Source organism: Salmonella sp. 2018103, from assembly GCF_026247685.1.
GTDB lineage: Bacteria > Pseudomonadota > Gammaproteobacteria > Enterobacterales > Enterobacteriaceae > Salmonella > Salmonella enterica.
Window position 1 is genome coordinate 695,455 of the sequence record NZ_CP111029.1, and the last position, 20,290, is coordinate 715,744.

The following is a 20,290-nucleotide window of genomic DNA, read 5'->3' on the forward strand; positions in this document are numbered from 1 at the left end:
AAATTTATTGCGTTATCTGGCTAAAATACGAGGTATTTCGCCATTTTTGACAGCGGCAGAATCTTGCCCTGAAGCGGCGATCCCGAATGCCGAATTTCTTTATACGCCATTTGTTACCGCTCTTCGCCAACATAACGTACCGATAGTACGCTTTTTTAGCCAGCAACTGGTGGGCGAGACATCTTCCGCCAGAGAGAATCGCAACATTGTCGCTCGTAAAGAAAATCCACTGCTGACGCTTTATAAATCTAACTATATGTCACAGTATCGCGAGCAGTACAGGCTAGAAATTAGTCATTTATTGCTGAATATTATGCCATAACTGTTGAATGATGCTGTCTATATTTATCCCATTATCCAACGTAACACCGAGTTGGTTGCTTATTTTTGGCAGAAACATCCGCCCACTATTCCTCTGCGCAGGCTCGAAGCGATGGTGTTGTTAGCCAAAACGGAACCGCTAATGAGCGAGGTAACCCATAATCCAGAAATATTGATCACACCGCCGATTGAGAGGTGGGATCGTGAAAACCTGCTCACTTTCATACTGAGCAATGGCAATCTGGTAATGATTCAGTCGCTTATTGATGCAAACGTAGTGGACTGGAAACGAGCAATGGAAGACGGAAATAATGAGCCTCTGCATCAGGCCATATTGCGACTGCGTGGTGGAGCGTTAGAGAACGCATTGCTGATACAGATCATTAAGGCGATGCAAGCGCAGAAAGCGTTATCCAACGAGCAAATCGCCCACTATCTTCCCTGGACACCGACGTTTCCTGCCGCTTTTTTACAGGCTGGGCTTTCCTGTGAGCAATTGCGTGAGGTGTTGAATGCTTCAGTGGCGGGGGGCGAACAAGCACGAAACGATACGCGGCAACGGCTGAATGCGCTATGTCCAGTCGCGAAGTGACTAAAGGAATAGTAAATGGATTATATTAATCGATGGCTTGGCTCTGAACTGCTGATGTTTTGTATTCTACCGTGGGGGTATGCCGCTGCGGTGGCATCACTGCTGATCCTGATGTTTTCCAAAAAACGCAGACGACAGATTTTGCTGTGGGTATTACTACCACAGTGGGCAGTCGTGGTATTGCTGTTACTCACGTTGCAGTACACCCAGTTGTTGAGCCAAACAGGCACGGTATGGATGTTGATGCTCCTGTTGCCGATTCTGAGTTGGGCGGGCTTGCTGCCCGCGCTGCTGCTGGGAACCTGGCTGCGCAAGCCGTGGCCCGCATGGCTACTGTGCCATATTGTGTTCATTGGGGTGCTGTGCCCGGTGATGCCGGAGCTGTGGCGTGCTATTAGCCATCAATGGCAACAGCAAAATATTGCGCAGTTGCTCAGGCAGGTTCAGGCAGGCGACTTGGACCAGTTAGAGAGCATTCATGATAACAGTATGTTGGAACAGACACTGGTTCAGGCGGTAAAAGCGCCAGGCATATCAGAAAAAAACTTGCGCGCTCTGACTGCACGTGTGGCATCGCCTTTTAGTGTTTCGCGGGAAGATGGCTATTTCGTCAATGCGCCATTTTTTGCAGCTTTTGAGAGTGGCAATATCACTGCGGTGCGTATTTTTAGCGAGCAGCTCACGGGCGACTCTCAGCAGGCGCAGGCAAATCGCACCATCGTACGGCAGCAAAATCCGTTGGAATATCTCCCCACGCCCCATTTTAAGCCTGAGGGATTTCGCCAGACTTTTTTTGAGATGGCCGACGTTCTACTACGGGTCATGCCCGATCTCCTCACCGATGAAGCCTATTCGGGGGCGATACAGCTTCAGGATAAAGAGACTCTGGCCTTTTTCTGGCAGCGGCGTGAAGCGCAAAATCCGCTGTATCGCGCATATTATTTCTTGTTGCAGGGGCAAACTAAAGCGCTGCTTGCCCAGATAAAACTGACGCCGCAGGTGCTGGGACAATCAGTTTATCCGAATAAAAATCTGCTGGCGTCGCTGTTTAGTGATGCGGATGGCGAGACGCTGCGTGCGTTGGTGAAAGGGCAGATGCTGAACTGGCAGCACATCCCTCAGGATAAGTTGACGGACGGCTGGAATTTCCTGATTTCACGCACATTGCATACCGCCTCGAAAGAGGACGCGCTGCCGCCGGATATTCTGGCGGGGATACTGCAAAGTATGCAACAGCAACATACGGCGTTGCCGGAAGCCCTTATTGTAGCCAGCCTTGATTACCAGGATGAAATACATAGCCTGATGACTGCCTACCGGATGGCTTGGTTGGACTGTAACAAGCTTAACGCAATGATCGATAAGGTGTATCCACCAGAAGATACGCGGCGTACCAATGCGCGTATAAAATTAGCACAGCAGTGCGCCGATTTAGACTGATATGCCGTGCTCTGATAATTGAAATTACATTGATTGTTAATAGAAATACAGGGAGTGGTAAATAATGAAAAAATGTTTTTTATTTATATTTGTGTGCCTGTTTATCTTCTCAGCTAATGCGGAACTAAAATTCTGCCCTGAGTTCGAAAATAAAAAAATCTATTTTCAGGGCAAGGTCACAGACTACACACTAAATGACTTTACCTTTTTCGGTGACAGTCGCGAACCCTTTTATGGCAGCGAAAACGATGATTATACCGCCACTGCAGATGAGTGGCTCGGATTTTACGCTGAGTTGCCCGACGTTCGAAAATGGCAGCGCGTGGTTCCTGACGATTTTTCTACGATGTATGGCGCGCCGTGGTGTGACATCCAGTTTTTTGAACAAGAGAATGATCATTCGGTGATTACTGGAAGTGAACATATGCGCTGTATCGATTTTCTCGTGACGCCTAAAAGAAAAGGGCTCATTCCTATGGGGACAAAGGGAACGCTGATGGATTACGGCAGCTATCTTGCTTTCGCACCGCAGATAGAGCACATCACGCTGGAAGGCCGATTTCCTGAAGCCTCGCGGACCTGGCTTCCTGTAAGAAGCGTGCAAACCAGGGCAACCTCGATAGCCGATCTTAAAATTATGCTTAATGAGATTTATGCTCGCCACGGTTATATTTTCAGACCGGGCGGTGAGATGGATCGGTACTTCCGACAGCAGCCGTGGTATCGCCCACGCTATGCGAACGTTGATTACCTCATTACCAAGACAGAACATCGTAATATCAAACTCCTCAAAGAGCTGCTTTCTCCTGAGTCACAGCGTAAAAAGGCGCTGTATATTCAGAACACAACCGATTTTTGTGAGGCGCTGAAAGCGAATAATATCAAATATGTCATGGACAATACGGCAGAATACCTTACGACTGGCGCAGATCAGCCAATCAATTTAGAAAAAGTATGGCAAAAATACAGAGACTTAATGATCAATGGCGGCGGAAACTGTCAACGCGATATCGAGAGCTATAAGCGCTACTCCTTTTTATACAGCGAACCTTTAGGTATTTATTACAATTCCACTTTTGAGTTTGATGAAAAGAAAGGGAAATATGTTCTCACTTATGTGAACTTTGATTCTTCCTGCAACAAAGAGGGTGACACGATTGAACTGGAAGGTATGATGGTCAAACGCGAGCACGTCATTGAAGATAACCAAGGCCAACACTCGGATAAAGATCTCGAATTAAAAACAATAAACCTTCAGTGTGTGGCAGGGGCCATGATGGACCAACCTGACTGGGATCGCTATGTCCAGCTCATTCTTCCTCCTGAAAAATACAATTATTATCAACGGTTTATAGGGAAGAGAATCACCCTGCGAGGGAAAGTCATGATTGCAGAATCCATGTATCATGTCACGCCGGTACTGTTGAATTTGCTCGAAGAACAAAATCCTATTATCAAAGTAGCAGATATGCCTGCTCGTCCATAAGTACGATAACCGGCGGGGCAGGCAATCGGCCCCGCTACAGAGTGCAGCCTCACCAATCAATTCGATTTATCTTCCATTCCGGCTTATAATCCCCGACCTTTGATTATTTTTTTGCCAATCGTTTTGGAAGCAATATGAGCGCTATCTCCCTGATCCAACCGGATCGCGACCTTTTCTCCTGGCCGCAGTACTGGGCCGCCTGCTTTGGGCCGGCGCCGTTTTTGCCGATGTCACGTGAAGAGATGGATCAACTTGGCTGGGATAGCTGCGACATTATTCTGGTAACCGGAGACGCCTACGTCGACCATCCGAGCTTCGGCATGGCGATTTGCGGTCGTATGCTGGAAGCGCAGGGCTTCCGCGTGGGGATCATCGCCCAGCCGGACTGGAACAGTAAAGACGACTTTATGCGTCTGGGTAAACCGAACCTGTTCTTCGGCGTGACCGCTGGCAATATGGATTCGATGATCAACCGTTACACCGCTGACCGTAAGCTGCGCCACGATGACGCCTACACCCCGGATAACGTCGCGGGCAAACGCCCGGACCGCGCCACGCTGGTCTATACCCAGCGTTGCAAAGAAGCATGGAAAGACGTCCCGGTGATCCTCGGCGGCATTGAGGCCAGTCTGCGTCGTACCGCGCATTACGACTACTGGTCTGATACTGTGCGTCGTTCAGTGTTAGTCGATTCCAAAGCCGACATGCTGATGTTTGGCAACGGCGAGCGTCCGCTGGTGGAAGTGGCGCACCGTTTGGCAATGGGCGAAACCATCGATCAGATTCGCGACGTGCGTAACACTGCGATTATGGTTAAAGAAGCTCTGCCTGGCTGGAGCGGCGTCGACTCCACTCGTCTGGACACGCCGGGTAAAATCGATCCAATTCCCCATCCCTATGGCGAGGATCTGCCGTGCGCGGATAACAAGCCGGTCGCGCCGAAAAAGCAGGAAGCTAAAGCGATTACCGTGCAGCCGCCGCGTCCGAAGCCGTGGGAAAAAACCTATATCCTGCTGCCATCCTTTGAAAAGGTGAAAGGCGACAAGGTGCTGTACGCCCATGCGTCGCGTATTCTGCATCACGAAACTAACCCTGGCTGCGCGCGGGCGCTGATGCAAAAACACGGCGACCGCTATGTCTGGATCAACCCACCCGCCATACCGCTCTCCACTGAAGAGATGGATAGCGTGTTTGCGCTGCCGTATCAGCGTGTGCCGCACCCGGCTTACGGCAATGCCCGTATTCCGGCCTATGAGATGATCCGCTTTTCGATCAATATCATGCGCGGCTGCTTTGGCGGCTGCTCTTTCTGCTCGATCACTGAACATGAAGGGCGCATCATTCAGAGCCGCTCGGAAGACTCTATTATCAACGAGATCGAAGCGATCCGCGACACGGTGCCGGGGTTTACCGGCGTGATCTCCGATCTGGGCGGTCCTACCGCGAACATGTATATGCTGCGCTGTAAGTCGCCGCGTGCGGAGCAGACCTGTCGTCGCCTGTCATGCGTCTATCCGGATATCTGTCCGCATATGGATACTGACCATACGCCGACGATCAATCTTTATCGCCGCGCCCGTGAGCTGAAAGGCATTAAGAAAATCTTAATTGCCTCCGGCGTGCGCTACGACATCGCTGTAGAAGATCCTCGCTACATTAAAGAGCTGGCAAGCCATCATGTGGGCGGCTATCTGAAGATTGCGCCGGAGCATACTGAAGAAGGTCCGCTGTCGAAAATGATGAAGCCGGGTATGGGCAGCTACGATCGCTTTAAAGAGTTATTTGACCTTTACTCTAAACAGGCCGGAAAAGAGCAGTATCTGATCCCGTATTTTATCTCCGCGCATCCGGGCACGCGGGACGAGGATATGGTGAATCTGGCGCTGTGGCTCAAGCGCCACCGCTTCCGTCTGGATCAGGTGCAGAACTTCTACCCGTCGCCGTTGGCGAATTCGACCACCATGTATTACACCGGCAAAAACCCGCTGGGTAAAATTGGTTATAAGAGTGAAGATGTGGTGGTGCCGAAGGGAGACAGGCAACGTCGCCTGCATAAGGCGCTGCTGCGTTATCACGATCCGGCGAACTGGCCGCTGATTCGCCAGGCGCTGGAAGCGATGGGGAAAAAGCATTTGATTGGCGGTCGCCGTGAGTGTCTGGTGCCTGCGCCGACCATTGAAGAGATGCGCGAAGCGCGTCGCCAGAACCGCAACACGCGCCCGGCGTTGACCAAGCATACGCCGGTGGAACATCAGCGGCAGGGGCTTGCTGCGAATAAGAAGCGCGGGAAAGGCGCGGGGCGTTAAACGGTTTTACAGGTATCCTGTCAGGCTGGATAAGGCGAAGCCGCGATCCAGCGATTATTTTGCCTGATGGCGCTGTGTTTATCAGGCCCACAGATCGACCCAGGCCGAACGCCATCCGGCAGAAGTGCTCCGTATTTATGCCGCACGAATTCTGGCCGCCAGCGCGGCCAGTTTTTCATCATCCGCCCGTTCATGATCGTGTGACGACAGATATCCTTCATACTGTTCGAAAAATTTATTCTGCCGCGATTCAATCGGTTTCCAGTGGGTTAAATCGCCAGTACCGTGCATGGGGCTTAATTTACTGTGCACATGGTCTACGCCGAAACCTTCGAAGAACATTCCCGTACGACTGACATCCGGGAAAGCCTTATCCAGTTTCTTCGCCACTTTTTGGGTCGCCAGCATCAGGTCCGCTAACGCCTGCGGCGGTAGATCGAACGCGTAGCTGGGGTAATGTTTTTTCGGGATCACTACGGTAAACCCATCGGTATTCGGAAAAATCGACAAAAAAGCCAGGTGATGCTCATCTTCCCAAACTTTATGACAAGGTGCTTTACCTTCAACTATTTGACAGAAAATGCAGGTCATTCCATTTCTCCGTTAACCGAGGGCTTATCGATGCGTTAAGCGTTTAATACAACCCTAACACTTTCCACCATGCGAGGCCGACTGTCAAAAAGACCGCCTGATTAAAGAGACTGATAATAAATCCCGTTCGCCACCAGACGCCCGTTGGCACATAGCCGGCGCCAAATAGAATGGGGCCGCGTGCGTGGGTATACTGCGTAAGAGAGCAGTACAGGCTGCTGGTAAACGCCAGCATAAGCGCCATCGGCGCCGCCGGAATATTTAGATGCAGGCCGACGCCCAGAAATACCGCATACAGCGCGGCGATTTGCGCGTTGCCGCTGGCGAAAAAATAGTGGGTATAAAAATAGGCTGCGTTAAGCAGTAGCAGGATGATTATCCAACTGGTTCCATGCATCGTGCTGCCGATGCTGTCGCCAATCAGGTTGCCAAACCAACTGGTGAATCCTAGTTTCTTCAACTGGTTAGCCATCATCAGCAGCGCGGCAAACCAAATCAACGTATCCCAGGCGCCTTTTTCGCTTTTAACGTCTTCCCAGGTGAGCACGCCGCTCAGTAATAAAATCGAGAGACCGACAAAAGAGGCCGTCGTGGCATCCACGCCGAGCGTATTGCCAAAAATCCATAGCACCAGCAACACGCCGACGGTTGCCAGCATGAGCCACTCGCCGCGCGTCATACTGCCCATTTGCGCCAGCTCTTTGCGCGCCAAATCCGGCGCATCCGGCGTATGTTTAATTTCCGGACGCGTCAGCCAGTAGACCAGCAGCGGGACGATAAGAAAAGAGACCAGGCAAGGCAGGAGAGCGGCGATAAACCAGCTTCCCCAGCTCAACGTAACGCCGGCGTTCGCCGCCAGTTTTACCGCCAGCAGGTTACCCGTATAACCGGTCATAAACAGTGCGGCGGTGACGTCGTTAACATTGCCAATACAGGTGATCAGAAAGGTGCCGATTTTGCTGCGAGACTCATCTTCCGGATGTGAATCAAAGCTGCGCGCCAGCGAGTCGGCGATCGGGTAAATCACGCCGCCGCAGCGCGCGGTGTTACTGGGCATCGCGGGGGAGAGGATCAGATCGGCAAACGCCAGGCCATAAGCCAGGCCCAGCGTTCGTTTACCTAACAGACGGATCATTTGTAGGGCGATACGCCGACCCAGCCCGGTTTTGATAAACCCACGGGCAATCATAAAGGCGACGACGATAAGCCAGATCAACGAACTGTTAAGCTCGCTCAAGGCCGTGGTAATCGCGCCGCTGGCCGTTTTGTCGCCGGCAGCATAGGCGAGCGCAAAGACGGTGATGCCGATAATACCGACCGCGCCAATAGGCAGCACTTTCGCCACGATAGAGGCGATCGTCGCGACAAAAATAATCGCGGAATGCCAGGCCGGCGCGCTTAACCCGGAAGGGGGCGTTAGCTGCCACAGTCCGGCGGCGATAACCAGAATAAGAATGAATGGGAGCCATTTGACGCCCTGAGATTTTTTTTCCGCCACAATCACACATCCATAAATATTTTATATGTATTAAGTAAATTCATAATAAATATGAATAAATATTCACAAAATCAGAATAATTCTGCGCTTGTGTGTGGGGGAAATATACTGTTAAATGCGCGTAATTGTTTCTTAATGTTTCGGAATGCAAAAAAGCCCGACGACATCGTCGGGCATGGCGTGCGATAAATCCGGCTTAACCGCCGAACTGATCCGGATCGGGACCGAGGCGTTTTCCTTGATCCAGTTTTGCGATCTCGCCTAATTCATCTTTATCGAGACGGAAATCCCAGACAGCAAAGTTTTCCGCGATACGGGAAGGGGTGACGGATTTCGGAATGACGACCAGCCCGCAGTCCAGATGCCAGCGAATAACAATCTGGGCGGGCGTTTTGCCGTATTTATCCGCCAGTTCGCGAATCACTTTCTGATCGAATACGCCTTCGCCACCCTGCGCCAGCGGGCTCCAGGACTCGGTCTGGATTTTATGCGTCGCATTCCACGCATGTAGCTGGCGCTGTTGCATCAAGGGGTGAAGCTCGATCTGGTTGATCACAGGGGTAACGCCGGTTTCATCGATCAGACGCTGGAGGTGATGGATCTGAAAGTTACAGACCCCGATACTCTTTACCAGCCCCTCTTTTTGCAGCGCGATCATGCCCTTCCAGGCGTCGACATAGTGATCGATAGCCGGTACAGGCCAGTGCATCAGATAGAGATCGAGATAATCAAGCTGCAGTTTTTTCAGACTCTCCTGCAGGGCTTCGCGGGGACGTTTTTGATCGTCATTCCACAACTTGGTGGTGATAAACAGCTCTTCCCGCGCCACGCTCGCTGCTTTTAGCGCTTTGCCGACGCCTTCTTCATTCTGATATGCTGTGGCGGTATCAATCGATCGATAGCCCACCTCCAGCGCTTTATGAATCGCCGCGATCACCTCTTCATTGCTTGCTTTCCAGACTCCCAGCCCAAGTTGTGGCATTACGTTGCCATCCTGTAGCCTGATAATGGTTGGATTAGCCATGATGTGTTCCTCTTTTAATTGGCTCGCCGGAGTCGGGTCCGGCGAGACTAAGTGACTTAAGTCTGGACGAAATGGCCAAAAACGAAAGTCAGAGGCGAAAAAACCTTAGCGCGCCGCTTCATAAATCCGACGGCTGACATCCAGCGTAATATCCTGATTTTCACCTAAATTTGTGCATCCATGCGCCTCAAGTTTAGCCAGTAGCGCCGGAATAGTGCTGCCATCCAGACCGTAATCGGACAGGTGGGTAGGCACGCCCATCTGTTCAAAGAAACGGCGGGTGGCGGCAATGGCAGCATCAATACGCTCGTCGTCGGAACCGTCGGTGATATTCCATACACGTTCAGCATATTGCAGGAGTTTTGCACGTTTAACGTCTCGTTTTTCGTTCCATAGCGCAGGCAGAATGATAGCCAGCGTCTGGGCATGATCGAGACCGTGCATCGCGGTAAGCTCGTGGCCCAGCATATGCGTCGCCCAGTCCTGCGGAACACCAGCGCCAATCAGGCCATTCAACGCCTGAGTAGCGGCCCACATCACGTTGGCGCGGACGTCATAATTTTCAGGCTCTTGCAGCGCTTTGGGACCTTCTTCGATCAGTGTGAGTAAAATACCTTCGGCGAAACGATCCTGAATTTTGCCGTTAACCGGGTAAGTGACGTACTGCTCAACGGTATGGACGAAAGCATCCACGACGCCATTCGCAACCTGGCGTGGCGGCAATGTATAGGTGTAGACCGGGTCCAGTACGGCAAAGACCGGTTGCACGAACGAGGAGTGGAAGGCCTGTTTGTCGCCAGTGGTTTTACGGGAAATGACTGCGCCGGCGTTCGATTCTGAGCCGGTTGCCGGTAGGGTCAGCACAGACCCCATCGGGATTGCGCTACGAATCTCAGTACCGCCGGTTTCCAGAATGTGCCACGGATCGACGCCGTCCGTATACTGCGCCGCTGCGGCGATAAATTTGGTGCCGTCCAGTACGGAACCGCCGCCAACGGCCAGCAGGAAGGTAATATTTTCGTCGCGCACAAGCTGCACGGCCTTCATCAGCGTTTCATAGGACGGGTTCGGTTCAATACCGCCAAACTTCCGAACATCCAGTCCTTTTAACGCTTCCTGAACTTGCGCCAGTACGCCGGTCTTTTTCACGCTACCGCCGCCATAGGTAATCAGCACGCGGGCGTCCTGCGGGATCTGAGCGCGGAGATCGACGATAGCGCCTTTACCAAACAGAATGCGGGTAGGGGTATGTAATTTGAAATTGTTCATTGCTCATTCCCTTATGTGGGTAAAAAGAGGGCAGGCGGCTGTCTGCCTGATGGCCATCATTGTGGTCTTGTGAGGGATGTCTCTCAATGCACATTTCTGTCAATGTTTTGCCTATTTCTCCAGAATGCTGGAGAAAATCGCTAAAAATGCGCACAATCCAGCGGAGTGGATTTGATGAAAAAATGGCGCGTTATGAATCGTGAAGCAATTTGCTTACAGTTGGCTGATAAAATTAATCATTTAAAAAATAATGATAAAATAATCAGCGAGCGGCTGGCGGGCATTCGTCTGTTGTATGGTGTTGAACCGGGGCCGCGCACGCCGGTCATGTATCAGCCTGGCATCATATTTCTCTTTTCCGGCCATAAAATTGGCTATATTAACAAGCGCAAGTTTCGTTATGACGCTAATGAATATCTCTTACTGACCGTGCCGCTCCCTTTTGAATGCGAGACCTGGGCGACGCCGGAGGTACCGCTGGCCGGTATTCGGCTCGACATTGATGTGCTGCAACTGCAAGAGTTGCTCATGGACATTGGCGAAGATGAGCGTTTCCAGTTGCCGATGGCGGCCAGTGGGATTAACTCCGCCACGCTGTCGGACGAGATTTTATGCGCGGTGGAAAGATTGCTGGATGTGATGGAGCGCCCGCTGGATGCGCGGATTCTGGGAAAACAGATTATTCGCGAAATTCTTTATCATGTGCTGATGGGACCGCGCGGCGGGGCGCTGCTTGCACTGGTTAGTCGCCAGACGCACTTTAGCCTGATCAGTCGCGTACTTAAACAGATCGAAATGAAATACACCGAGAACCTGAATGTTGAGCAACTGGCGGCAGAAGCGAACATGAGCGTGTCGGCGTTTCACCATAATTTTAAGGCGGTCACCAGCACCTCGCCGTTGCAGTATTTAAAAAGCTACCGACTGCATAAAGCGCGGATGATGATGATTCACGATGGTATGAAGGCCAGCGCCGCGGCGATGCGGGTCGGCTATGAGAGCGCATCGCAGTTTAGCCGGGAGTTTAAACGTTATTTTGGCGTTACGCCGGGCGAAGATGCGGCAAGAATGCGGACAATGCAAGGGAGCTAAGTGGGGCATCCCGCCACGGGTCAACGAAGCGTAACCGGGCCATCCTGGCCGATTATGGATACGTCAGGCGTTACAGTATTTCTTTTTAATCACCACGACCAGCGTACCTAACAGCCCGGCGACCAGTAGCGCGACGGGAAGGATCATTAAAAATGTCATTACCTGGTCTTCATGGCGCTTAACAAACGGGATCATACTGAGCGCGTAGCCGAAGCTGGTCACGACAGTCACCCACAGCAGGCCGCTTAACCAGTTAAAAAACTGAAACCGGCGGTTGGACAGGCCGGAAATACCCGCCATTGTTGGCAGCAGAGTGCGGACAAACGCCAGAAAGCGCCCGGCAAGCAACGCTAACAAACCGTGACGGTCAAACATGCAGGTGGCGCGCTGATGATATTTTGCCGGAAGCTGCGCCAGCCAGCCTTTGACGGTACGCGTATTACCGAGCCAGCGTCCCTGGATATAACTTAGCCAGCAGCCGAGACTGGCCGCGGCGGTGAGAATGCCAATCGTCGGCAAAAAATGCATCACATCCTGGGCGATCAACGCGCCTGCCAGTAGTAGCAGACTATCGCCGGGTAAGAATGACGCTGGCAGCAGACCGTTTTCTAAAAATAGCGTGGCGAACATGACAAAGTAGACGACGCTAACAACGTGTGGATTCGCCAGCGCGGCAAAATCATGTTGCCAGAGCGCAGCGATAATATCTTGAATGACAGCCATGAACTTTCCTGTGGAACAGCATTTACGCTTTTATCTGCCTATTGTACTCCTGAATCGTCCGGGATGCCTTGATCCCGGACGCAACAAACGCAGACTTTTCCACGGAAATTGTCTGCATATATGTCCATCCCCGGCAACTTTACACAATTCTGGCGAAGCCGGCGGCTAAATCAGCGATCAAATCATCAACACTCTCTAAACCAATATGCACCCGAACCAGCGTACCGGTAAAATCTACGCCGCCTGCGGGACGAATCGCGGCGATCTGTTCCGGCTGATTAGCAATAATCAGCGATTCGTAGCCTCCCCAGGAGTAGGCCATACTGAACAGCGAAAAGTTATCCAGATAGGCTGATAATTCTGCCTCGGTCAGCTTTTTATTGAGCACAAAGGAGAACAGACCGCTGCTGCCTGTAAAGTCTCGTTTCCAGAAGGCATGACCTTTGCTACCCGGCAGGGCCGGATGATTAACGCGCGCGACCTGAGGATGGTTCGCCAGCCACGCGGCGATTTTGAGGCTGCTTTCTTGATGCTGGCGCAGTCGGACGCCGAGCGTGCGCAGACCGCGGCTGGTCATATAAGCCGTGTCGGCGTCGAGCATTTGCCCCATCAGATAGGCGTTTTCCCGCAATTGTTCCCAGCAGCGCGCATTTGCAACGGCAGTCCCGACCATCGCATCAGAATGACCAATCAGATACTTAGTGCCCGCCTGGATAGAGATATCAATATCGAACTCCAGCGCTTTGAACAGAACGCCAGCCGCCCAGGTATTATCAATCATGATGACGGCTTCTGGCGCGACGCGTCTGACCGCACTGACAATGGTCGGAATATCATGTACTTCCATGGTAATAGAGCCGGGGGATTCCAGAAAAACGACTTTCGTGTTCGGCTGAATATGTTGCGTGATATCAGCGCCGATGAGCGGGTCGAACCAGCTTGTCGTCACGCCCAGTTTGCCGAGAATTTTGCTGCAGAAATCCTGGCTGGGTTCATAGGCTGTGTTGGTCATCAGGATGTGGTCGCCCTGCTCAACGAATGCCAGAATGGTGTTGGCGACCGCCGCCGCGCCGCACGGGAAGAGCGCGCATCCGGCGCCGCCTTCCAGTTCACACATGGCTTCCTGGAGCGAAAAGTGGGTCAGCGTTCCCCGGCGTCCGTAAAATAATTCGCCGTTGGCGCGATTGCGGGTAGCGTGTTTTTTGGCCTCGACGGTGTCAAACACCAGTGAAGAAGCGCGTTGAATCACACTATTCACTGAGCCAAGCGTGTATTTTTTGCTGCGTCCTGCGTTTACCAGTTTGGTATCCAACTGTTTATCCGTCATGTTGCGTTTCCTGATTTTAACCGTCTGGATGTCTAAACTAGCATGAATATAACCATCTGCACCCTGGCGACGTGTGATACAGATGAAAATTTTGCCAAAATAAAAACAGGTGGCTTTTTTAATGCGTAAGCGCAAAGAAAAAGCAGTAAAGGTGCGGCAGTATGTAAATAGTAATGAGAACGACTATCAATTCGACGTCGTTTTGATATTATTATGCTCAGATTTTGTGATTTGCGTCCTGGAGATACAGAGTGGGTAATAATTTGATGCAGACGGATCTCTCCGTCTGGGGTATGTATCAGCACGCCGATATTGTCGTGAAGTGCGTGATGATTGGTTTGATTCTGGCGTCAGTCGTCACCTGGGCTATCTTCTTCAGTAAAAGTGTTGAATTTTTCACTCAAAAGCGCCGCTTAAAGCGCGAACAACTGCAATTAGCCGATGCGCGCTCTTTAGATCAGGCTTCCGACATTGCGGCAGGTTTCAGCGCAAAAAGCCTCAGCGCACAGCTCATCAATGAAGCGCAGAATGAACTGGAACTCTCTCAGGGCAGCGAAGATAACGAAGGGATTAAAGAACGTACCGGCTTTCGTCTGGAACGTCGCGTCGCGGCAGTTGGCCGCTACATGGGACGAGGCAACGGTTATCTGGCGACGATCGGCGCCATTTCCCCCTTCGTCGGGTTGTTTGGCACCGTATGGGGCATTATGAATAGCTTCATCGGTATTGCGCAAACGCAGACCACCAACCTGGCGGTGGTCGCTCCTGGTATTGCGGAAGCGCTGCTGGCGACGGCGATTGGGCTGGTGGCTGCGATCCCGGCGGTTGTCATTTACAACATCTTCGCACGTCAGATAGGCAGTTACAAAGCGACGCTGGGCGACGTGGCGGCGCAGGTATTGCTGCTGCAAAGCCGCGATCTCGATCTGAATGCGAGCGCCAGTGCGCAGCCGGTACGCGCCGCGCAGAAATTACGGGTAGGGTAATGCGTCATGGCAATGCGTCTTAACGAGAACCTGGATGACAACGGCGAAATGCATGAAATCAACGTGACGCCGTTTATCGATGTCATGTTGGTTCTGCTGATTATCTTTATGGTGGCTGCGCCGCTGGCGACGGTAGACGTCAAGGTGAATCTGCCCGCTTCTACCAGTACGCCACAGCCGCGCCCGGAAAAACCGGTTTATCTGTCGGTGAAAGCGGATAACACCATGTTTATCGGTAACGATCCGGTGACGGATGATACGATGATTGCCGAGCTAACGGCCCTGACGGAAGGGAAAAAGGATACTACGATTTTCTTCCGCGCGGATAAAACCGTAGAGTATGAAACCCTGATGAAAGTGATGGATATGCTGCATCAGGCGGGCTATCTCAAGATTGGTCTGGTCGGCGAAGAGACCGCGAAAGCGAAATAAGTATTCTGCTGATGCTGTAGGCCGGGTAAGGCGCAGTCGCCACCCGGCTTTTTTATTGCCTAAAGTGGCGCTTTGCGTAACAGAAGTGCGCCATCTTAATCGACTTCATGCGTTAGCCTAAATGCTCCCCGCCGCACACGCCGTGCACTTCTGCGGTAACGTAACTGGATTCCTGGCTTGCCAGATAGACATACACCGGCGCCAGCTCTGCCGGTTGGCCGGCCCGCTTCATTGGCGTCTGCTGACCAAACTGCGGAATTTTATCCTGGGTTTGACCGCCGGAAATTTGCAGCGCTGTCCAGATAGGGCCAGGCGCGACAATATTCACACGAATTCCTTTTTCCGCCACCTGTTTCGCCAGGCCACGGCTGTAATTGAGGATTGCCGCCTTGGTTGCCGCATAATCCAGCAGGTGCGGACTGGGCTGATACGCCTGGATAGACGACGTCGTGATAATACTGGCGCCTTTTGGCAGCAGCGGAATTGCTTCCTGGGTTATCCAGAACAGGGCAAAAACGTTAACGGCGAAGGTTTGCTGAAATTGCTCGCTGGTCAGATCTTTTATCTCCGGGATTGCCGTCTGTTTACCGGCCACCAGCGCCAGAATGTCCAGCCCGCCCAGCGCTTCACGCGCCTTATGGACCAGCGAACGGGCGAAAGATTCGTCGCTAAGATCGCCTGGCAATAACACCGCTTTACGGCCGCACTCCTCAATCAGCGCTTTAACCTGCTGGGCGTCCTCTTCTTCCGCTGGCAGATAGTTGATCGCGACATCTGCGCCTTCACGCGCGTAAGCGATAGCGGCAGCACGCCCAATCCCGGAGTCGCCCCCTGTCACCAGCGCCTTACGATCTTTAAGGCGACCACTGCCGACATAACTTTTTTCACCACAGTCAGGAACAGGCGTCATTTTCGCCTGGACGCCGGGCGCCGGCTGTTTTTGCTTAGGATACTCGCCGGTGTAATACTGCGTGGTAGGGTCGTATAGATGAGACATTGAGCTTCTCCCTTCAGGTTGAACACCCTTTAAGCGTAGACACTTTTACTACCGTAAGAGGGAGAATCAGAACGATCCTTATGCTTCGCCCGTATTCACAACAGAGTTAACTAGCCATGAAGGTTATTTTTCTTGCCGTGTGACGGTGGTGACGTTGCGCGTCCGGTAGTCGCCATCGGAAAGCTTACGCGTCAGACGTAAGGTTGCCGTCTCGCGAGCCAGCAGATGCTGCCAGTCACTTTCAAGACGAGACATAATTTTGTCTCGTAATTCAGGATGCTGCTCGATAATGGCATTGATGGTCGCGCCATAAATCTCCTCTTTGACCTGTAACGCATACATCTCCCGTCGGTTTTGCCACTTCAGGCGTACTAACGCCGCCGGTATGGATACCACCTCCTGCGTTACCTTTTCCAGGGTGGCATTTTTACTGGCGATTAGCGCTGCAAGATTTTGCTTTAAGATAAATTCATCACTTTTATGGTTGTCTAAAGCCAAATAAACGTTATTGTCTTCAACTTCTTTCATCTTTATCTTCCAGTGAATAAAATAGCGGCATATTGGTTTCGCGAGTGATTAAATTAAGCCAAATGGCATTGCCTTTTTCATTTATCATTGCGGTTTTATCCGCCAGTATTTTACTTAGCATTTGGGCATCAATATCGCCTTCTGCCTGTAGTGCGTTTATCAGGCGGGCAAACGTTTCAATTTTAGCCACACAATACAGACGTTCTTTAATATGACGGTCGCGTTCTTCAAATAATACGTTTCTGTGTTGCCCGGCAGCGTTAGCGCTAATTAAAATATCGGGCTCGTAATCGCTGAGTTTTGTCTTTCCCTTAGGCAAATTTTTACTGTTTTCTGTGGCTTCAGGGGGCGGCGATGACAGGCGAAAATGAGAGGAAACCAGATGCTCAGGAAGCATGACTAAATATCCTTTACGATCAGTGGTATACTATTTTTAATAGTGTAGGTTTCGTTGACAATAACATGGTGTAATTTTAAAATCAAAAAAAATGGAGCCTGCTATGAACAGTATTTTTTATTCTGTTATTATATTGCTATTACTGACCGGCGCGATACTCTTCCTGATGTGGGAGGTTAATAAAAAACGTCCTGGTGGAAAAATCGTAAATTTAAATCAAACTGAACCCATGACAAAGGAAGAGGGCGAAGATCATTTCTCAGTATTAATGAATTCGATAACGCCGGTATGGTACTGGCGCGTTAACCATGAATATATCGATTTCCTTCATGCAACGATAAAACGAATGACAATGACTGAGTTGAATGAAACGCCTGGATTATTTGACGCACAGCGTCGTTGCAGCGACCTTAACTCTGCCGTTTATAAGTATTACGACAATATTAAGAAGCGTTGTCTGAACGGAGAAAAGGTGCCGTATTCGGATTTGGACGTCCTGAATTTACGTCAGTGTTTTCGGGAGTTCAGTCTTGAGGCCTACCCGGCATTGGTCGCGCTGGTATGGCCGGAATATCAGCGTCCACAGGTTAAACCGGATGAGATTTAGAGCCTATCCCATTAGGGCTATTTTACTTGCCATTTTGGACCTGGGCAGTGCTCAAAATCCTCACGTACTACGTGTACGCTCCGGTTTTTGCGCGCTGTCCGTGTCCAAACTGGCTGCGCCAATAACGCCTGGTGGGATAGGCTCTTAACTGCATGTTGATCTGATGTTGCATGGTTGAGATATACTGTTGCTGGTTTTAGTTACCTGACAGGTCCCTATGGAACGCTTTCTTGAAAATGTAATGTATGCGTCTCGCTGGCTGCTCGCGCCAGTGTATTTTGGCCTCTCTTTGGCGCTGATCGCTTTAGCGCTAAAATTTTTCCAGGAAATTCTACACGTTCTGCCGAACGTTTTTGCCCTGGCGGAGGCCGATCTGATCCTGGTGCTGTTATCGCTGGTTGATATGACTCTGGTTGGCGGATTGCTGGTAATGGTCATGTTCTCCGGGTATGAAAACTTTGTCTCTCAGCTGGATATCTCTGCGGGCAAGGAGAAGCTGAACTGGCTGGGGAAAATGGATGCGACTTCGCTAAAAAATAAGGTGGCGGCATCGATAGTCGCTATCTCTTCCATTCACCTGTTACGCGTGTTTATGGACGCGAAAAACGTCCCGGATAACAAATTAATGTGGTATGTCATCATCCATCTGACCTTTGTCCTGTCGGCGTTCGTGATGGGCTATCTGGACAGATTGACGCGGCATAACCATTGAGCCGCCGTCAACGGCGGGGCAGTCGGGCAAAGGACACTGAGCCCGGCTGTAAAACAGCACTTCTTTAACGGCGGATAACCGCCTCCCTGCAGCCTTACGCAATATTTTTACTACATCTATTCATTTACCCAGTAATAAGACTAAAAGATTTTCTCTGCGTTCACAGATATATAACATCTGCGGGTACGTGAACGGCGATAACTGTAAAAAAATGGAGAATGCATTATATATTCTCCGCGCCTTGCCGATAACGAGAGTGCGTCATCGTCTGATGACTAATCTCTTATATTCAGCAAGGAAATTCATATGCGTTTGCTGCAAAACTTTACTATTCGTATGGTCATGCTGACGATACTGGGACTTTTTTGTCTACTCTGGTCGGGGGTGGGGTTATACAGCGTCCATGCTTTATCCGAAGTTTCGGAAGGAAATGATATTGACCGGCATCTTGTGCGGCAAATGACGGTGCTAAGCCAGGGTAACGATCAATATTTCCGCTTTGTTACCCGCCTTAGCCGCGCGATGGATGTAAAAATCGGCGGCGGCACGCCCGATTTTGCGCCCGCCCGGCAGTCGCTCGAGAATATGCGTCAGAAGCTGGAGGAGATGAAAGCGCTATCGCCAGGGCCGATGAACCCTGATATCTCAAGGGAGGTGTTGTCCAACTGGCAGGCCTTACTGGAGAAAGGCGTCGTTCCTCAAATGCAACTGGCGCAGCAAGGATCGCTGACCGCCTGGAGCGAACATGCCAGTACGGTCACGCCCGCACTCAGTCGCGCGTTCGGCGCCAGCGCGGAACGGTTTAGTCATGAAGCTGGCGCCATGCTGGATAACACACGTGTGATGGTCGATGGTAAAACCTATACCATCCGCATCCTGCTTATCACGGCGGTGATTCTGGGCATTGCTATCCTGATTTTTACCGATCGCTATCTGGTTGCAATGATGGTGAAACCGCTGGAGCGCATCCGTCAGCAATTTCAGCGCATCGCGCAAGGCGATCTTAGCCAGCCGATTGAAGCGTTGGGGCGTAACTGCGTAGGCCGGTTGGTGCCGCTACTGCGCGCGATGCAGGACAGTTTACGCGAAGCCGTGAGTACGATCCGCGCCGGAAGCGACAATATCTGGCGCGGCGCGACGGAAATTTCTACCGGTAATAACGATCTCTCTTCCCGAACGGAAGAACAGGCCGCCGCGCTGGAAGAAACTGCCGCCAGCATGGAACAGCTTACCGCAACGGTGAAAATGAACGCCGAACACGCTCGCCAGGCGAGTCAGCTTGCGGATGCCGCCTCGCTAACGGCAGGAAAAGGCGGTGAACTGGTTTCCGATGTGGTAGAAACAATGAACGGTATTTCCGCCAGTTCGCAGCAGATCGCCGAAATTACTACCGTGATTAATAGTATTGCTTTCCAGACCAATATTCTGGCCTTGAACGCAGCGGTAGAAGCGGCCAGAGCGGGCGAGCAGGGACGCGGCTTCGCGGTGGTCGCCGGTGAGGTACGTAACCTGGCCAGCCGCAGCGCGGGGGCGGCGAAAGAAATTGAAGCCTTAATTGGCGAATCGGTACGTCGCGTAGCGCAGGGCGCGCAGTTGGTCCAGGAGACCGGCGCGACGATGGACGCCATCCTGCGCGGCGTCACGGAAGTGACGACGATTATGAAACAGATCGCGTCCGCCTCCGAAGAGCAGAGTAAAGGTATCTCTCAGGTTGGCGTGGCGATCACGCAAATGGATAGCGTTACGCAACAAAACGCCGCGCTGGTTGAGCAGGTTTCCGCGGCGGCGGCGGCGCTGGAACGGCAGACGGAGGATTTGCAACGCTCCGTACAGCAGTTCCGGATTTCCGCTAGTGAGCCGCAACAATGCGTAACGGCGAAAGCGGCGCCTGGCGTTCAGAGAATGGCGTCGGCTCCCGCACAGTCTACTGATGAATGGGTTTCCTTCTGATGTGAAGCAAAA

At 51.6% G+C, this 20,290-nt stretch carries 17 protein-coding genes and 2 pseudogenes; 10 read left to right on the forward strand and 9 right to left on the reverse strand.

Translation table 11 applies throughout. From position 1 onward, the window contains the following. Nucleotides 1-7: 7 nt before the first annotated feature. The 4 genes and pseudogenes from OLG56_RS22175 (at nt 8) to OLG56_RS03355 (ending at nt 6,145) form a co-directional block, all read left to right on the forward strand. Nucleotides 8-913: pseudogene (locus OLG56_RS22175) on the forward strand (hypothetical protein). Nucleotides 914-928: 15 nt separating this feature from the next. After that, the gene (locus OLG56_RS03345) at nt 929-2,353 is read left to right on the forward strand and encodes a hypothetical protein (protein WP_061377612.1); all 1,425 of its coding nucleotides are present in this window, start codon (nt 929-931) and stop codon (nt 2,351-2,353) included. 64 nt (nt 2,354-2,417) lie between these two features. Continuing rightward, nucleotides 2,418-3,839 carry a DUF4459 domain-containing protein gene (locus tag OLG56_RS03350; RefSeq protein WP_061377611.1) on the forward strand — a complete coding sequence of 474 codons (1,422 nt, stop codon included), beginning with the start codon at nt 2,418-2,420 and terminating at the stop codon, nt 3,837-3,839. A 134-nt stretch (nt 3,840-3,973) separates the two neighbouring features. Next, the gene (locus OLG56_RS03355) at nt 3,974-6,145 is read left to right on the forward strand and encodes a YgiQ family radical SAM protein (protein WP_001274469.1); all 2,172 of its coding nucleotides are present in this window, start codon (nt 3,974-3,976) and stop codon (nt 6,143-6,145) included. Nucleotides 6,146-6,280: 135 nt separating this feature from the next. On the opposite strand, the gene OLG56_RS03360 is transcribed toward OLG56_RS03355, so the two are convergent. From OLG56_RS03360 to yqhD, 4 genes and pseudogenes are all read right to left on the reverse strand, one after another. Next, nucleotides 6,281-6,736: an HIT family protein gene (locus tag OLG56_RS03360; RefSeq protein ID WP_001527932.1), complete on the reverse strand. Its 456-nt coding sequence runs from the start codon at nt 6,734-6,736 to the stop codon at nt 6,281-6,283. A gap of 43 nt (nt 6,737-6,779) precedes the next feature. Continuing rightward, nucleotides 6,780-8,265: pseudogene (locus tag OLG56_RS03365) on the reverse strand (DASS family sodium-coupled anion symporter). A gap of 165 nt (nt 8,266-8,430) precedes the next feature. Continuing rightward, nucleotides 8,431-9,258 (reverse strand): 2,5-didehydrogluconate reductase DkgA, encoded by an 828-nt coding sequence (gene dkgA / locus OLG56_RS03370; RefSeq protein ID WP_000013100.1) that lies wholly within the window; start codon nt 9,256-9,258, stop codon nt 8,431-8,433. A 105-nt stretch (nt 9,259-9,363) separates the two neighbouring features. After that, the gene (gene yqhD / locus OLG56_RS03375) at nt 9,364-10,527 is read right to left on the reverse strand and encodes an alcohol dehydrogenase (protein ID WP_061377610.1); all 1,164 of its coding nucleotides are present in this window, start codon (nt 10,525-10,527) and stop codon (nt 9,364-9,366) included. A 192-nt stretch (nt 10,528-10,719) separates the two neighbouring features. On the opposite strand from yqhD, the gene OLG56_RS03380 reads away from it, so the two are divergent. Further along, nucleotides 10,720-11,619: an AraC family transcriptional regulator gene (locus OLG56_RS03380; protein WP_001078198.1), complete on the forward strand. Its 900-nt coding sequence runs from the start codon at nt 10,720-10,722 to the stop codon at nt 11,617-11,619. A 63-nt stretch (nt 11,620-11,682) separates the two neighbouring features. Here the strand turns inward: OLG56_RS03380 and yghB are convergent, their stop codons facing one another. Both yghB and metC read right to left on the reverse strand, forming a co-directional pair. After that, the gene (yghB, locus tag OLG56_RS03385; RefSeq protein ID WP_000268441.1) at nt 11,683-12,342 is read right to left on the reverse strand and encodes a DedA family general envelope maintenance protein YghB; all 660 of its coding nucleotides are present in this window, start codon (nt 12,340-12,342) and stop codon (nt 11,683-11,685) included. A 139-nt stretch (nt 12,343-12,481) separates the two neighbouring features. Beyond that, nucleotides 12,482-13,669 carry a cystathionine beta-lyase gene (metC, locus tag OLG56_RS03390; protein ID WP_000130270.1) on the reverse strand — a complete coding sequence of 396 codons (1,188 nt, stop codon included), beginning with the start codon at nt 13,667-13,669 and terminating at the stop codon, nt 12,482-12,484. 251 nt (nt 13,670-13,920) lie between these two features. On the opposite strand from metC, the gene exbB reads away from it, so the two are divergent. Then, nucleotides 13,921-14,655: a tol-pal system-associated acyl-CoA thioesterase gene (gene exbB / locus OLG56_RS03395; protein WP_000527859.1), complete on the forward strand. Its 735-nt coding sequence runs from the start codon at nt 13,921-13,923 to the stop codon at nt 14,653-14,655. A gap of 6 nt (nt 14,656-14,661) precedes the next feature. Continuing rightward, complete coding sequence (gene exbD / locus OLG56_RS03400; RefSeq protein ID WP_001251476.1) at nt 14,662-15,087, forward strand: TonB system transport protein ExbD; 426 nt, start codon at nt 14,662-14,664, stop codon at nt 15,085-15,087. Nucleotides 15,088-15,199: 112 nt separating this feature from the next. On the opposite strand, the gene OLG56_RS03405 is transcribed toward exbD, so the two are convergent. The 3 genes from OLG56_RS03405 to OLG56_RS03415 all read right to left on the reverse strand — a co-directional run bounded on the left by OLG56_RS03405 (nt 15,200) and on the right by OLG56_RS03415 (nt 17,009). Continuing rightward, entirely contained in the window at nt 15,200-16,084 is an 885-nt protein-coding gene (locus OLG56_RS03405; RefSeq protein ID WP_000019032.1) for an SDR family oxidoreductase, read from the reverse strand. 123 nt (nt 16,085-16,207) lie between these two features. After that, nucleotides 16,208-16,612, reverse strand: a complete 405-nt coding sequence (locus tag OLG56_RS03410) for a hypothetical protein (protein ID WP_061377609.1) — start codon at nt 16,610-16,612, stop codon at nt 16,208-16,210. After that, complete coding sequence (locus tag OLG56_RS03415) at nt 16,599-17,009, reverse strand: hypothetical protein (RefSeq protein ID WP_000936443.1); 411 nt, start codon at nt 17,007-17,009, stop codon at nt 16,599-16,601. Before OLG56_RS03415 ends, OLG56_RS03410 begins: the two co-directional genes overlap by 14 nt. 103 nt (nt 17,010-17,112) lie before the next feature. Between OLG56_RS03415 and OLG56_RS03420 the strand changes: the two genes are divergently transcribed. The 3 genes from OLG56_RS03420 to OLG56_RS03430 all read left to right on the forward strand — a co-directional run bounded on the left by OLG56_RS03420 (nt 17,113) and on the right by OLG56_RS03430 (nt 20,278). Next, the gene (locus OLG56_RS03420; RefSeq protein WP_001084409.1) at nt 17,113-17,616 is read left to right on the forward strand and encodes an ESA_00282 family adhesion-associated protein; all 504 of its coding nucleotides are present in this window, start codon (nt 17,113-17,115) and stop codon (nt 17,614-17,616) included. 217 nt (nt 17,617-17,833) lie between these two features. Further along, nucleotides 17,834-18,328 (forward strand): TIGR00645 family protein, encoded by a 495-nt coding sequence (locus OLG56_RS03425; protein ID WP_000439335.1) that lies wholly within the window; start codon nt 17,834-17,836, stop codon nt 18,326-18,328. Between the two features lie 306 nt (nt 18,329-18,634). Beyond that, nucleotides 18,635-20,278: a methyl-accepting chemotaxis protein gene (locus tag OLG56_RS03430; RefSeq protein ID WP_207011549.1), complete on the forward strand. Its 1,644-nt coding sequence runs from the start codon at nt 18,635-18,637 to the stop codon at nt 20,276-20,278. The last annotated feature ends 12 nt before the right edge of the window (nt 20,279-20,290 follow it).